General features: G+C 62.6%; 12 protein-coding genes and 1 pseudogene. 2 read left to right on the forward strand and 11 right to left on the reverse strand.

Annotated elements, in window-relative coordinates; all coding sequences use genetic code 11:
* Positions 1–4: 4 nt before the first annotated feature.
* The 8 genes from pgaA to JWU58_RS26505 form a co-directional block, all read right to left on the reverse strand.
* On the reverse strand, positions 5–2485 hold the full coding sequence (pgaA, locus tag JWU58_RS26470) for a poly-beta-1,6 N-acetyl-D-glucosamine export porin PgaA (RefSeq protein ID WP_206421274.1): 2481 nt from the start codon (positions 2483–2485) through the stop codon (positions 5–7).
* 236 nt (positions 2486–2721) lie between these two features.
* A complete protein-coding gene (locus JWU58_RS26475) occupies positions 2722–4227 on the reverse strand; it encodes a YdgA family protein (protein ID WP_016772258.1) in 1506 nt (501 codons plus the stop codon).
* Between the two features lie 290 nt (positions 4228–4517).
* Positions 4518–5153, reverse strand: a complete 636-nt coding sequence (locus JWU58_RS26480; protein ID WP_206421275.1) for an NADH:ubiquinone oxidoreductase subunit N — start codon at positions 5151–5153, stop codon at positions 4518–4520.
* Positions 5154–5246: 93 nt separating this feature from the next.
* Positions 5247–6689, reverse strand: a complete 1443-nt coding sequence (locus tag JWU58_RS26485; RefSeq protein ID WP_206421276.1) for an efflux transporter outer membrane subunit — start codon at positions 6687–6689, stop codon at positions 5247–5249.
* Entirely contained in the window at positions 6686–7573 is an 888-nt protein-coding gene (locus JWU58_RS26490) for an efflux RND transporter periplasmic adaptor subunit (protein ID WP_016772263.1), read from the reverse strand. The genes JWU58_RS26485 and JWU58_RS26490 overlap by 4 nt, the downstream gene beginning before the upstream one ends.
* Positions 7570–7779 (reverse strand): DUF1656 domain-containing protein, encoded by a 210-nt coding sequence (locus tag JWU58_RS26495; RefSeq protein WP_016772264.1) that lies wholly within the window; start codon positions 7777–7779, stop codon positions 7570–7572. Before JWU58_RS26495 ends, JWU58_RS26490 begins: the two co-directional genes overlap by 4 nt.
* A complete protein-coding gene (locus tag JWU58_RS26500) occupies positions 7776–9839 on the reverse strand; it encodes an FUSC family protein (RefSeq protein WP_206421277.1) in 2064 nt (687 codons plus the stop codon). The genes JWU58_RS26495 and JWU58_RS26500 overlap by 4 nt, the downstream gene beginning before the upstream one ends.
* The gene (locus tag JWU58_RS26505) at positions 9836–10264 is read right to left on the reverse strand and encodes a MarR family winged helix-turn-helix transcriptional regulator (RefSeq protein ID WP_016772266.1); all 429 of its coding nucleotides are present in this window, start codon (positions 10262–10264) and stop codon (positions 9836–9838) included. The genes JWU58_RS26500 and JWU58_RS26505 overlap by 4 nt, the downstream gene beginning before the upstream one ends.
* Before the next feature lie 195 nt (positions 10265–10459).
* On the opposite strand from JWU58_RS26505, the gene JWU58_RS26510 reads away from it, so the two are divergent.
* Positions 10460–10738, forward strand: coding sequence for a hypothetical protein (locus JWU58_RS26510; protein WP_016772267.1), 279 nt, complete (start codon positions 10460–10462; stop codon positions 10736–10738).
* Positions 10735–11016 (forward strand): type II toxin-antitoxin system RelE/ParE family toxin, encoded by a 282-nt coding sequence (locus JWU58_RS26515; protein WP_206421278.1) that lies wholly within the window; start codon positions 10735–10737, stop codon positions 11014–11016. The genes JWU58_RS26510 and JWU58_RS26515 overlap by 4 nt, the downstream gene beginning before the upstream one ends.
* Here JWU58_RS26515 and JWU58_RS26520 read toward each other — a convergent pair.
* From JWU58_RS26520 to JWU58_RS26530, 3 genes and pseudogenes are all read right to left on the reverse strand, one after another.
* Positions 11004–11258 (reverse strand): annotated as a pseudogene (locus JWU58_RS26520) (DUF2789 domain-containing protein). The gene JWU58_RS26515 and the pseudogene JWU58_RS26520 sit on opposite strands and share 13 nt — an antisense overlap.
* Positions 11259–11336: 78 nt before the next feature.
* The gene (locus tag JWU58_RS26525) at positions 11337–12902 is read right to left on the reverse strand and encodes an efflux transporter outer membrane subunit (RefSeq protein ID WP_206421279.1); all 1566 of its coding nucleotides are present in this window, start codon (positions 12900–12902) and stop codon (positions 11337–11339) included.
* Entirely contained in the window at positions 12899–13966 is a 1068-nt protein-coding gene (locus tag JWU58_RS26530) for an HlyD family secretion protein (protein WP_110602297.1), read from the reverse strand. Before JWU58_RS26530 ends, JWU58_RS26525 begins: the two co-directional genes overlap by 4 nt.
* Positions 13967–13973 lie beyond the last annotated feature (7 nt).

Raw genomic sequence — 13973 nt, forward strand, 5'->3', positions numbered from 1 at the left:
TCTTCTAGAAGCGGAAAGTGAGGTCGACGAGCAGACGCAGATCAGTTTCCCGATCACCGTCGTAAGGCCGGTTGATCACACTGAACATGCCGCCCACATCGAGCACGTCGTTCCAGGCGTACCGTTGGCCGTAACCGAGCAATGCCATGCCGCCGGTGCCGTGGTCGCGCTGGCTGTAGGTGCCCGCGCCGGCCTGGAATTGCTGGCTCCAGGAAGTCTCGTAGCGGTGGTAGAGCACGTGGTTGACGTTGACCAGCGGCATCACGCTGAAGTCCGACTTGGGGTTGAAGTACGGCACGTCGTCGGATTTCGAGTTGTGGCTGGTGCCGACTTCCAGGCCGGCGTCGACCTGAATGTTCGGCGCGGTGTAGATGCCCTCGCGCCCGGTCACCAAGGCTTCGACGCGGTTGTTGCCATCGCTGAAGTGCGACGGGCTGACCGACACGCGCCACTCGCGGCTTTCGTTGGCGCGCCAGCGCAGGAACGCACTGCCGCCGTTGGCCTTGATATCGCTGTTGAGCGCGCGCAGCGGGGTTTCCGCCGAGAGGTATTCGAGGCTGCCGCCGTACTGCCAGTGATCGTTGATGTCGCGGGCTATCGCCAGGCGTGCGCCTTGTTTGTCACCGAAGCCGTAATCGTGATTCGACACCTCGGCTTCGAGGGTCATGTCACGGGTGCGCCGTTCCAGGCCGACGCGCTGGAAGCGATGGTGGCCGGTGCCTTCGGCGAAATCACCGGTGGCATAACCGGCGCCGGCAAACACCCGCCAATCCTCGTTGATCGGTGGGCTGTAAAGGGTGCTCTGGATACCGAAATCACGGCTGCCGCTGACCGCACCGGCATCGCCGCTGCCGCCACCGTTGGCCTTGCCGCCGTAGGCTTCGACACGCAGTTCGGCCATGTCATGCACTTCCCGTTCGCGAGCCAGGCGCTGCACCTGGCGGTTGTCCGGATAGCGCGCAACCACGTCGTCGACCAGCGCACCGTTCTGCCGCCACTCCTGCAACTCCATCGCGGTGCGCGCCTGAGCGACTTCCAGGCCGGCATCGCGCGGCGCCATGCTCTCGGTTTCCTTGAGCTGGCTTTCCGCGCGGCGCGGCATCTGGCGGGCGAGGTAGAGATCGGCCTGGGCCAGACGCAAGCCAAGGTTGCCCGGTGCCTGATCGACCAGCGTCTGCAAGCGCTCTTCGCCGTGCGGAAGATCGGAACCGTAGGTGCCGGCCTGGGCGGCGAGTTGCTGGGCATCCATCCATTCGTCGTTGGGGTTGCCGATCGGCAAGCCCTTGAGCTCGACACGCGGACGCTGGGCTTTCGCTGCGTCCTCGGCGACCTTGCGTGCTTCGTCGGCGCGGTCGCTTTCCAGCAGCGAGTAGTACAGCGCAGTGGTGTCCTCAAGACGATCACCGACATCAGCGTCCGGCGCCGAAAGCACCTGGCGATACAGATCGGTGGCAATTTCAGGCTCGCGTTGATCCAGATAAGACGCCGCGACCCAGCGCAGTGCGTAGGTCGGAATCTCCACGCCTTCGGCTTGCAGTTTCTGGTATTCACTGATGACGTCGGCAGTGCGCGCGCGGGCCTTGAGCGCGCCCATGCGGTCGATGCGCCAGCGCGTCACGTCATCGTGGGCAGTGGCGTCAGGGGTCCAGGTTGCGAGCAGTTTGTCGTAATCGGCCAGCGCGCGGTCGGCGATGACATAGCGTTCCTTTTCGCTGCGGGTGGCCAGTTCGGCAAGGCGCACGCGTTCGGCGGCGAGATCGCCTTCGAGCCGGCGCAAGGTCACCGGATCAATCAGGCCGGGACGTTGACTGGCCAGACGCAGCGCCGGTTCAGGCAGACGGGCCTTTTGCAGCGCGACCACGTACTCGCGGGCGACTTCCGGTTTGTTGCCGGCGCGGATGAAGGCTTGATCGAATTCAAACAGCGCATCGTATTGTTTGCCGGCGCGGCCGAGGGCATAGCCCAAGGCCAGGCGGCGTGACGGATCGTCGGGTTTGGCGGCGACCAGCGCCTGGGCGCGGGTGACGGCCTGATCGGGCTTGCCGGCATCGGCCTGAGTCAGCGCGAGGCCCAGTTGCAGGTCAGCGTTGTCCGGCTCCAGCGCCAGCGCCTTGTTGTAGACCTGGGTAGCCTGATCCCAGCGCTTGAGGTTGCGATAGGCACGCGCGGCGGCGGTCAGTGCCTGCACCGGCAGGACGCGGTCGCGACCCTGGGTTTCATAGACCTTGACCACTTCGGCATCGAGCCCGGCCCAACTGGCGATTTGCAGGTGATCGCTGACCTGGCCGTCGCTGGCCTGGCCCGGCGGCACCTGACGCAAAACCGTCAGCGCAGGCGTGTAGTGCCCGGCGCGGGCATCGCGCACCATCTCGTCGTAGGGTGTGTCGGCCAGCGCCAGCACTGGCCAGAGCAACTGGCTGCACAGGGCGAATCGGAACAAAGGGCGCAAACCACGATGTAATACAGGGCCATCAATACGCGGCATTTGTCAGCATCCTTACATGGCCAGCCGGGTCGCAATGCCCTCCTTGCCCATTCGTAACGGTGGCCGACGATGACAGCCCTCGGCCAAGCTTGGTGAGGCAGTCTGCACGCAAGCGTAGTCGAATTTTCACAACGCAATAATTGTTCAGAATCGGCCTGTCTGTACAAAACCCGTACAGCAAAACGCCCGGCGCCTGTTTACACAGGGGCCGGGCGTCTGGAGGGCGCGCGGTGGGCTTATTGCTCTTGGGTGACGCCGGCAAACTTGCTCATGAGGAAGCCGATGAACTGCTCGACGGTCATCTTCTGGCCGTTGAATTCGACCTGATTGGCCGCGTAATGCAGTTTGGTCACCACGTTGGTGCCGTCGGCGACAGCCAATTGCGAGCCGACCGCCATGCCGGCGAACATGTCTGCCGCTTCCTTGGACTGATCGACGATGGCTTTGGCGTCAGTCTGGCCATCGAGTTGCGCCTGCACGCTGAGCAAATCGACGAGCATCGGCTTGGACACCTGAATGTTCAGGTCGAGCAGCGCGATCAGTTGCTTGCCGAGTTGATCCGGCGGCAGGTCCATCGATTGCGGCTTGGTCAGGTCGATCACCAGATTGGCGCGGCTTTCACCGTTGGCGGTGTTGAACGACAGATTCTCCAGCGCCAATTGCGGGCCGGCCGCCAGCAACTTCTGCAGATCGGCTTTGACCTGGGCGTTTTCCGCTTCGGTCAGATTCAGCTCCGGTGCCGGCAACCCCTGTGCGGCAGCTTCGGCGGCAGCTTTTTCGTACGGCTGCAATTTGGTCTGGTAGATCTGCATCAGCGACATGGTCGACGGAATGTCGAGGTTCTTCAGGCTCATGGCCATGGCCGCCGAACCGACTTTCTTATCGTTGAGCGTCACTTCGCCGATTTTGTAGTCGGCACGCCCCGAGGCGTTGCTGCCGCTTTCTTCGGTGCGGTTCTTCATTTCGAAGTTCTTCACGCCCAGCACCATCGGCTTGGCGCCGAAGGTGGTTTTGCTGCTGGTCACTTCCAGGGTGTTTTCCCCGGTGTAGTAGCCGTAGCTGCTCTTGGCGAGGTTGCTGGCCAGGGTCAGGCCGTTGAGCTCGACCTGCACCGGCGCCTGGTCTTCCGACACGGTGACCAGTTTCAGGTTGTCCATGTAGCCGTCGGCCTTGACTTTCTGCGCCTGGGCGCTGGCGGCGATGTCCATGCTCAGACCGGAAAATTTCAGGCTCGATTGCTCATCCAGCGCAGTTTCGAACGGCACCAGGTTGAGGGTGCTGGTGGTCGATTCGTCGTAACCGATGTTGGTGACGCCCTTGAGCGGCGCGGCGCCGTTGGTGGCGGCGAACCATTTTTCCGTGGACGGGCTCTTTTCCAGCTCGTAGTTGCTGGTGGCCATGACCGGCAGCCACTTCAGCGAAACCAGACGTGAGAACGGCAGCGGGCCGTGTTCGATGTGGTCGACGAACAGCAGCTCGACCGGCGCATCACCGAACATTTCGCCTTCGCCCTTGAGGCGATAGTGCGCTGTGCTGGTGAAGGTGTGGCGTTCCAGCGACACCAGTTCCAGCGACGCGGTGCCGTTGGAGCCGGCCATGGCGGTCTGCAACTCTTTGTTGGCGTTGGTCACGGCGTTGTTCAGTACGCCTTCGATCTTGGTCCCGGTGTACCAGGCCCCGCCTGCGCTGATCGCGCCGATGGCAACAACAATTCCGAGAAGCACGCCTGCTGATTTATTCATGAATGACCTGATCGGTTTCCGTGGCTGTGGATGAAGTCGTCTTCCTTGAACCCGGGATCGGGTCACGGCTCGACTGTGCGCAATTAAGCGGTGGAGATTAGCACCGGGCGCGGAAGACGGCCCAATGTTTAAAGGTTAAAGAGTGTCTATGGGGGGAATGGACAGTCGACAGGAGCGAAGAGTTTCGGTGTTTTTGCGGGCTCTTCGCGAGCAGGCTCGCTCCCACCAGGACAGTGCCGTACCTGTGGGAGCGAGCCTGCTCGCGAAGAGGTCGGTGGATTCACAGCAAATCAGGAATACTGAACCTCGATTTCATCCAGCTGATGATCAAAGCTCTTCAGCCGCGCGGTCCAGGTATACACCAGCACTTCAAAGTCGCGATCGATCACCGCTCCGCCGGTGGTATCCGCCCGCACATCGCAGAAATCCAGCTGATAGCGTTCGCGGGCCATGGCCGTGGCGACGTCGGACAGCTCGCGGGCGTTGTTCAGCCAGTGCCAGCCGTCATCGGCGATCTGCTTGTCGAGTTCCAGGCATTGCTTTTTCAGGGCTTCGAGGCTTTTTTCCAGCGGCGTGCCGGTGAGCTCGCCCATGACTTCGGCGAAGGTTCGCCCGGGCTGCCAGTAACTGCCCCAAAAGTAGCGGTCGAACACGGTTTCAACCCGGCGCAGGGCGACTTTGGTGTCCCAGATCAGCACGAGCATCCTGCCCCGTTCGAGCTGGCGCCTCTTGACCCGTTGCAGCTGAATCGAGGTCCACGCGACGACGACGATCGCCATCACCGCGATCAGCGCAACGGCGCTGTCGAGGAAGATCATCGCCGTATCGATCTGGTGGGCCAGCATGATCCCGTAGAAATACGTGGCCGAGAGCAGCACCAGTGCCACCAGAGCGCACCAGAAGCCGAGAGCGTAAGGGTTTTTCATTATTGGTTTCCCCTGGGCCAGCACGAGCAATGTGCATTGCAGGAGCGCTTGGCATGGGGCGCCCCTCCAACACTTCAAAGCATAGCAACGGCCTCAGGGTTTGCTGGCGCTCGAGGTGTTCGTTCGTCCGCTTTCCCAGCCACCGCCCAGGGCGAGGAACAAATCGATCTGGCTCATCGCGACCTGGGTGTTGGCGGCGGCCAGTTGCGCGGTGACATCGGTGTAGGTGCGGGTTGCTTGCAGGTCGGCAAGGAACGACTCGCGGCCGGCCTGGAAGAAGCGGTGCGTCTGCTCGGCGGCGAGCTTCGCCGACTGTTCGGCTTCGGCCAGCGCATCGCGGCGTTGCAGCAGCGCGCTGTACTGGGCCAGACCGGTCTGGGTCTCGCGGATGGCGTTGAGCACCACGCCGTCGAAATGCGCCAGCGCGCCTTGAGTGTTGGCCTCGGCTTCACGAATGCGCGCACGGGCGCCGTTGGTCGGTACTTTCCAGCTCAGCGACGGGCCAAAGCCCCAGCGGTTGGTCGACGGGTCGCCAAGGTCATCAATGATGCCGACGGTGCCGATGGTCGCGCCGATGCTGATGTCCGGGTACAGCTCGCCAGTGGCGATACCGATGCCGGCGGTTGCCGCTGCGAGACGCCGCTCGGCCTGACGAATATCCGGGCGGCGCTTGAGCAGCGCAGCGCCGTCACCGACCGGCACCAGTTGCGCGATCTTCGGCAACTCGGCGCAACTGGCGGTACCTGCCGGCAACTGTTCGACCGGTTTGGCCAGCAGCATCGACAGACGAAACAGCCCGGCCTGACGCGCTGCTTCATAGCGCGGCAAGTCGGCGCGCAGGGATTTGAATTGGGTCTGCGAACGGGTGACCTGAGTCTCGTCACCACGCCCGGCATCGCGCAGGCGCTGGATCAGAGTGGTGCTCTGCGATTGCAGATCGAGAGAGTGCTCGGCGATTTCCCGCTCTTCGTTGGCTGCGCAGACCTGGGTGTAAGCACGAACCACGTCCGCCACCAAAGTGATGCGCGCCGTGTCGGCGGCGGCCTGAGTCGCATCGGCATTGGCTTTGGCCGCTTCGATGCCGCGCTGCAAGGTGCCCCACAGGTCGAACTGGTACGAAGCGCTGATGCCGATATCGGCAATGTTGGCCACCGGGACTTTCTCCGGCAGCAGGAACGCCTGACCGGACTCCTGCAAACGTTGCGCGCCCATTTTCACCCCGCCGCTCCAGCCACCAGCGGCCTCGGCTTCATCCACCTGAGCACGTGCCCGCGACAGGTTCGCCGCCGCCACGCGCAGGTCGGTATTGGAAGCCATGGCCTGCTGCACCAGTTGATCAAGGCGCGGGTCTTTATACAGCCGCCACCAGTCGGTCGGCACCGGCGCCGAGACCACCGGTTTGCCGGCGACTGCCAGCTCGCCCTGAATATCCATGCGCTGCACCGCCGCGTCGGCGGGCACCTGATAATCCGGGCCGACCATCTGACAGGCCGAGAGCATCAAGCCCAACCCGGCGATCAACCAGGCCCTGCTCATGGCTGCGGCTCCTCATGCTGATCGTCGATGATCGACACGGTGGCGGTACGCCCGGCGATCATGCGGAAGTCGGCCGGCACCTCATCAAAAGCGATGCGCACCGGAATCCGCTGCGCCAGGCGTACCCAACTGAACGCCGGGTTGACGTTGGGCAGCAGGTTGCTGCCGCTGGTGCGGTCGCGGTCTTCGATGCCGGCGACGATACTTTCGACATGTCCGCGCAACCGCGCGCGGTCGCCGATCACGCGGATATCCACCGATTGCCCGACGTGGATGCCGTCGAGTTTGGTTTCTTCAAAATAGCCGTCGATGTGGAAGGAGTTGCTGTCGACCACCGACAACACCGGGCGCCCGGCGGTGACGAATTCCTGCGGACGCGGCGCGCGGTCGTTGACGTAACCGTCGACCGGGCTGCGGATCACCGAGCGATCGAGGTTGAGCTGCGCACTGTCGACCGCCACCAAGGCTTCGGCCAATGCCGATTGTGCACGGGCGACGCGCGACTGGCTTTCTTCCAGCTGTTCGGCCGGCACCAGATTGCCGAGACCGCGGTTACGCTTGGCTTCACGCTGGGCCTGGGCAAGGGTTTCTTCGCGATCGGCAACGGCGGCCTTGGCCTGGCGCAGGGCCAGTTTGAAGCGATCCTGGTCGATGCTGAACAGCACCTGGCCACGTTTGATCAACTGGTTGTCCTTTACCTCGACCTGCTGGATCAGCCCGGAAACGTCAGGGGCGATCTGGATGATGTCGGCGCGAATGTGGCCGTCGCGGGTCCACGGCGCGAACATGTAATACATCACCATGCGCCAGACGAGGACAACGGCAAAAGTCACGATCAGCAGGGTCAGGACCACGCGACCGATGGTCAGAAACGGTTTTTTCATGTCATCAGGTATCGACTGAGTGAGTCCACGCCGTACAGCAGCACGGCGTAGAGCGCCACGTTGAACAATGCCCGGTGCCAGACCAGACGGTAAAAGTGCAGGCGTTGCAGCACGCCATGCACCAACAAAAACAGCACGTAAGTGATGCCCATCAGCACCAGCAGGGTCGGCAGGAAGATGCCGCTGATATCCAGATCACCGATCATAGGGGCGCTCCATCGGGCAGCGGTTCTTCGGGCTCGGCGCTGGAGACGAACTCGACGCCGGGCAGCAAGGCCAGACGCAGACCGCTCAAGGCGTGCAACAGGTGTCGACGGGTTTCATCGTCGCCCTGGCCGTTCAGCGCTCGGCGGGTACGATCGAGTGTCATCAGCAGACCGCTCGGTGCCGGCAGGCGTTCGTCGGCTTTGAGGCACGCGCGGAAATACTCGCCGACCTCGCCCACCACTTGTCGCAGCAGGGCGTTTGGCACGCCGGTGACGCGCGGGGTGTAGGCAAGCAGATCGAGCATATTCAGACCGACACGCACTTCGCGCATGGCGATGCCGGTGTCCTGACCGGTCAGGGCCAGACGCGGCAGGTGCTGCATCAGCCGATCGAGCAACTGCACGCCCAAATGCCGATGCTCGGCCAGACTGGCCGGCTCGGTCATGCTGACGATGTCTTTCCAGCTGAACCGGGTCAGACGCTTGGCCGCCAGCTCGGCGCCGAACGGTCGCGCCACCAGCGTCCAGATGAAAGCGAACAACAGCCCCAGCGGCCCGGCGAGGTTGGAGTTGGCAAAGGCGAAAAAGTCAGCGTCGTAGGCGCCCTGAATACTGATGAACGACGAGGTATTGACCAGCGTCAGCAGCATGCCGAGGTAGAATCGCGGCTGCACGGTCAGCGTGCCGACGCAAATGAACGGCACGGCAAACGCCAGCACCAGCATCGGGAAGTCGTGCAGGTTGGGCAGAATCAGAAACAGATAAAGGCTGGCGAACAGCACCGACATCCCGGTCCAGAAAAAGAACCGGTAAATCTGCGGCGCCGGGTCGTCCATCGAGGCAAAGAAGCTGCACGCCACCGCTGCCAGGATCACCGCGCTGCCGCCGTCCGGCCAGCCGAGCAGGATCCACAGCACCGAAGCAACGATGATCGCCAGAATGGTCGAGGTCACCGAGTAGAGCATCAGCCCGCGATCGATGAACGGCGTCAACCGGCCCAGGCGCCAGTGCCGATAGACCGCGCGCCAGCTGTCCTGGCGCTCGCACAGAATCGCATCCTGCAGGCTGCGGCAGTCCTGCCACAGATCGATGAATTCACCGAGGCGGTAAATCGCATTGGAGAACAGCAACTGCTTGCGCTCCTCCAGCGCTTCGGCGCTCGGTTGCAACGCTTCAAGTTGATCTCTGAGTGCTTGCCAGCGCTCAAGGTTGGCGTCCGCGTGGCCCAGCCATTCCCGGGTCGCGGTCAGCAACGGCTGGAATTTCTCCACCAGTTCCGGGGTGCGGCGTTCGAGGGCGTACAGCGAATCCTCAAGGGCATCGATCACCGGCAACAGGTGAATCATGCGCCCGCGCAGCTCCTTGGTGTTACGCACGGTTTGTGGCCGCGCGCCTTCGTGGGGCAACTGGCCGATCATCAACTCGAGGCTGTTGAAATTCGCGACCATGGCCATGCGCAGCGCGGTGACTTCTTCCGGCTGCACATCGCGGCTGAGAAACTTCAGGCTGTAGCTCGTCGCATCGGCGAACCACTTGCTCACGGCATCGTTGAACACCGGCGCCAGCCGTCGCGGCCAGAACATCGCACCGACCACCGCAGCGACGGCGATGCCAAGGAAAATCTCTTCGGTACGCGCCTCGGCCACATCCCACACCGCCAGCGGATTATCGACCACCGGCAGGGCAATCAGCGGCAAGGTGTAGCCGGCCAGCATCAGCGCATAGCTGTTGGCCGTGCGCAGATGCAGGGACATGAACAGCAGAATGCCGGTCCACAACGCGATCACCACCACCAGCACGTACGGGCTCTGCACGAACATCGGCACGAACAGCACCGCCGCCGCTGCGCCGAGAAATGTACCGGCCGCGCGGTACAGCGCTTTGGAGCTGGTCGGGCCGAGAAACGGGCTGGAGACGATATACACCGTGGCCATCGCCCAATACGGACGCGGCATTTGCATGAGCAAGGCGATGTACAGCGCAATCATCGACGCTGCAAAAGTACGGACCCCGTAAAACCAGTCACGGGCCGGCGGCATGCCAGTGAAAAAACCGTTCAAGAATTGACCACCACAGGCGAACTCGCCGCCTCAAAAGCCCTCAGTACCCGAAGCGTAGCTTCCAGATCGCTGCGCTCGATGCCTTCCAGCACCTCATGACGCAAGCGCACCAGCTCGGCCTCCACCGCTTGCACCAGCTCGCGACCGGTATCGGTCAGGCTCAGGCACTTGGCCCGGCGATCCTGCGCATCTTCGGTGCGACAGACGTAACCGGCATGGCACAGCTGATCGAGCAAGCGCACCAGCGAAGGACTCTCCATCCCCGCAGCCTGGGCGACTTGCACCTGACGCACGCCCTCGCCCAAGCGACCGATCATCAACAAGGGCACGGCGCAGGCTTCGGAAATTCCATAGTTGACCAGCGTGGTCTGGCAGATCTTCCGCCAATGCCGGGCGGCCACCACCATGGCGCTGCTGATGTTCATCTGGAGACTGTCGAGGGAATCGGACACGGGATAACGGACACTGTTAGTTTGCTAACTATCAATATCGCATTGGAGAGGAATTTCAGTCAAGTTTTGAAACAAATCTCTCCGTTAGTCGCCCTATCTGACTCAAAGCTATCTCCTTCGATACTGACAAGGTATATACGTTGTCATCACCAAATTCAGGAGCCCAACATGTCAAAACAAGCCGTTTTCACAATGAAACTGGAGCCGGAGCTGCGGGAGGAGTTCATGGCGGAAGCCGAAGCGGCACACCGGCCGGCGTCGCAAATCATGCGAGACATGATGCGTCAGTATGTTCAAACCCAGCGAGAGGCCCGCGAATATGAAGCGTTCCTGCAACGCAAGGTTGAAATCGCTCGGGAATCCGTACGTGCCGGAGACGGATTGAACAACGAAGACGTAGAAGCAGCGTTCGCGGCAAAGCGCAGGCAGGCAGAAGATCACCTATGAAAATCATATGGACGCCAGTTGCCGCACAGGATCGTGCAGACATTTGGGACTACCTGCAGGCCGCCAACCCAAGAGCGGCCATCGAAATGGATCTGCGCATCAGCGAAGCGGTTCATCGCCTTTCCGACAATCCGTTGATTGGCCGTGCCGGCATTATTGCCGGAACGCGTGAGGTGATTCCGCATCCCAGTTACCGTCTTGTCTATCAAACGGAGAGAGATGCCGTCTGGATCATGGCGCTGGTGCATACGGCACGGACTTGGCCTCAGCCGAAGTAATCAGCCCGTCCCTTGCGCAACATCACATTCAACTGATCCACCACCTCCGCCCAGTCCGCATCGTCGAGAATCTCCTCGCGCAGAAACTGCGCCTGACCTGCCGTTCAGAAAAACGCGTCAGCCAGATGCAAATCCGGCTTGAGCGGCGAATGGCTGGCGATGAATTGGTCGATGCCGGTCGGATCGTCATCGAGGCCGAGTTGTTTGAACAGGGCCGGTAGACTGTGCTGCGGATTTTCCATGATGCAACTCCTCTGCAATTCAGGTCCGGCGTTGCGCCGTTCGCTGCAGTGGAGTTGATCATAGCTGTCGCGGCGGGTTCAGGGTCTGGCGACGTCAAGTGAGCCTGCCAGTTGCGCTGCCGGATAGACCGACTGCCATCCGCCGCCCAACGCCTTGTACAAACCGACCATCGCCAGGGAAACGCCGGTCGAGCTTTCCACCCATTGTTCCTGCGTGGCGAGCAAGGCGCTTTGCACGGTGAGGACGTTGACGAAATCGACCACGCCTTCGACGTATTGCTGTTGCGCAGTACGCAGGGCGATCTGGTTCTGATGCACGGCTTCGGCGAGGCTGTCGCGACGGCGCTGGCTGGCGTTGTAGGCGGTCAGTTGATCATCGATTTCATGCCAGGCACGCAGCACGGTTTGCTGGTAGGCGATCGCCGCTTCCTGCTGTTGGGCTTCACGCAGTTGCAGCATGCCGCGCAGGCGTCCGCCGTCGAACAACGGCAGGCTGAATTGCGGGCCAATGGCAAAGGCGCGCGAGCCCCATGAACCGAAATCGCTCAGTTGCATGGCCTGTGAACCGAAGTTGCCGGACAGGGTGATGCGCGGATAGAAATCGCCCTTGGCCACACCGATGTTGGCGGTGGCGGCGTGCAGACGCGCTTCGGCCTGGCGGATATCCGGACGGCGTTCGGCCAATTGCGACGGCAGGCCGATGGCGACTTGCAGTGGCGACTGCGGCACTGCCGCGTCTGTGGATAACGCTTGAGCGAGGGCCTGCGGCGGTTCGCCCATCAGCAGACTGATCGCGTTGATCAGTTGCGCCTGACGCTGCTCGAGCGCCGGCAGCCGTGCCTCGATGGCGGCGACTTGCGCGGCGGCTTCGGCGACGTCGAGATCGGTGGCCACGCCATCGGCCAGCCGCAGCTGCGAGAATTTCAGGCTGTGGCGGGCGACGTCGAGGTTCTGCTCGGTGACAGCGCGGGTGTTCTGCACCCCGCGCAGCTGAATGTAGTTTTGCGCGGTGTCGGCAAGCACCGTCAGCAGCACGCCGCGACGATCATTTTCTGCCACTTCGAGATTGGCATCAGCGGCTTCGGTTTCACGACGCACGCGGCCCCAGAAGTCCAGTTCCCATGAGGCGGAGAAACCGGCATCCCACAGGTTGAAGGCCTCGTCGCCGTTATTTCCCGATGGATCGTTCAAGCCTTTGCCACTGTTGCGTTTGCGCCCGTAGCTGCCGCTGGCGGTGCTGTTCGGATAACGCTCGGCGGTGATCACCTGACGCGCGGCGCGGCTTTGTTGCAGGCGGCTGCTGGCCAGCTGCAGGTCGAGGTTGTTGTTCAGCGCGCGTTGGGTGAGCGCGGAAAGTTGCGGGTCGTGGAAGGTTTCCCACCAGCGTTCGTTCAGGGGTTCGCTAACGGCCTGGCTTGGGGCGGACCGGGCGGGTTTGGCCCAGTCGGCAGGCTGAGGGGCTTCGGGTTTCTGGAAGTCTGGGCCGACAGTGCAGGCGGTGAGACTCATCGTGAGCAAGGCACTGAAGGTTAGCTGCTGCCACTGGCTTTTTCGCGAGCAGGCTCGCTCCCACATTCTGGAATGCGTTGTCCCTGCGGGAGCGAGCCTGCTCGCGAAGGCGACAGCCGATTCAACACCGATCATCGCTGCGTCACCTCGCGCCCGGACGCCTTTGAGCTGGCGGTATCAATACTCGCCTCGACCGACATCCCCACCCGCAACCGCTCGGCCAGTGGCTGGCCCGGTTCCAGCACGATCTTCACCGGAATCCGCTGCACAACCTTGGTGAAGTTGCCCGTCGCGTTGTCAGGTTTCACCGCCGCAAAGGTCACGCCCGTTGCCGGCGCAATGCTCTCGACGCGGCCAGTCAGGGCTTCACCGCCCAAGCTGTCGACCCGCACTTGCACATCCTGCCCGGGCTGCACATCGGTCAACTGGGTTTCCTGAAAATTGGCCACCACATAGGCCTGCTGCAACGGCACCACCGCCAACAGTTTGCTGCCCGGCGTGACGTAGGCGCCGACGCGCACCGCACGCTCGCCGATCATGCCGTCCTGCGGCGCGGTGATACGCGTGTAGGACAAGTTGAAACTGGCAATCTCCAGCGCAGCCTGCGCGTGTTTCAGATTGCCGTCGGCGGCGTTGCGCTGGGCGGTGAGAATCTCGACCTGCTTGCGTTCGGCCGCCAGCTTCGCGGTCGCGGTGTCGAGGCGCGCCGAGGCCTGATCAATGCGCGTGCGCGCCTGCTGCGCGTTCTGCACGGTGCCAGCGCCGACACCGGCGAGATGGTTGTAGCGGTTCAGTTCCTGCTGCGCAAAAGCCATTTCCGCTTTGGCCGAGACCACGGTGGCCTGCGCCTGCGCGATCAGCGAAGCCTGCCGCTCGAGAGTCGCGTTGGCGTTCTGCAACTGCGCCCGCGCGACCAGGGTTTGCGCATCCGCCGCTTCCGCCGCTGCGCGTAGATCACGGTCATCGATCAGCGCCAGCAACTGCCCGGCCTTGACCTGTTGGTTGTCTTCGACCAGCACCTGCTTGATGAACCCGGCCACGCGCGGCACCACCAGCGTGTAGTCGGCGGAGACGAAGGCGTCGTTGGTGGTTTGCTCGGTGCGTTGGCCGAACAGCCCGGGCATTGCCAGATATACCAGCACGCCCACCGCCAGCGCGGCTGCCACGGCCACCGCGAGTTTTTGCTTGGATTGAGTCATAAAAAAC

The organism is Pseudomonas atacamensis (genome assembly GCF_017167965.1).
GTDB classification, from domain to species: Bacteria; Pseudomonadota; Gammaproteobacteria; order Pseudomonadales; family Pseudomonadaceae; genus Aquipseudomonas; species Aquipseudomonas atacamensis.

Coding starts and splice junctions, on each gene's coding strand:
- pgaA (WP_206421274.1), bottom strand. CDS start 2,485: ATGCCGCGTATTGATGGCCCTGTATTACATCGTGGTTTGCGCCCTTTG.
- JWU58_RS26475 (WP_016772258.1), bottom strand. CDS start 4,227: ATGAATAAATCAGCAGGCGTGCTTCTCGGAATTGTTGTTGCCATCGGC.
- JWU58_RS26480 (WP_206421275.1), bottom strand. CDS start 5,153: ATGAAAAACCCTTACGCTCTCGGCTTCTGGTGCGCTCTGGTGGCACTG.
- JWU58_RS26485 (WP_206421276.1), bottom strand. CDS start 6,689: ATGAGCAGGGCCTGGTTGATCGCCGGGTTGGGCTTGATGCTCTCGGCC.
- JWU58_RS26490 (WP_016772263.1), bottom strand. CDS start 7,573: ATGAAAAAACCGTTTCTGACCATCGGTCGCGTGGTCCTGACCCTGCTG.
- JWU58_RS26495 (WP_016772264.1), bottom strand. CDS start 7,779: ATGATCGGTGATCTGGATATCAGCGGCATCTTCCTGCCGACCCTGCTG.
- JWU58_RS26505 (WP_016772266.1), bottom strand. CDS start 10,264: ATGAACATCAGCAGCGCCATGGTGGTGGCCGCCCGGCATTGGCGGAAG.
- JWU58_RS26510 (WP_016772267.1), top strand. CDS start 10,460: ATGTCAAAACAAGCCGTTTTCACAATGAAACTGGAGCCGGAGCTGCGG.
- JWU58_RS26515 (WP_206421278.1), top strand. CDS start 10,735: ATGAAAATCATATGGACGCCAGTTGCCGCACAGGATCGTGCAGACATT.
- JWU58_RS26525 (WP_206421279.1), bottom strand. CDS start 12,902: ATGATCGGTGTTGAATCGGCTGTCGCCTTCGCGAGCAGGCTCGCTCCC.
- JWU58_RS26530 (WP_110602297.1), bottom strand. CDS start 13,966: ATGACTCAATCCAAGCAAAAACTCGCGGTGGCCGTGGCAGCCGCGCTG.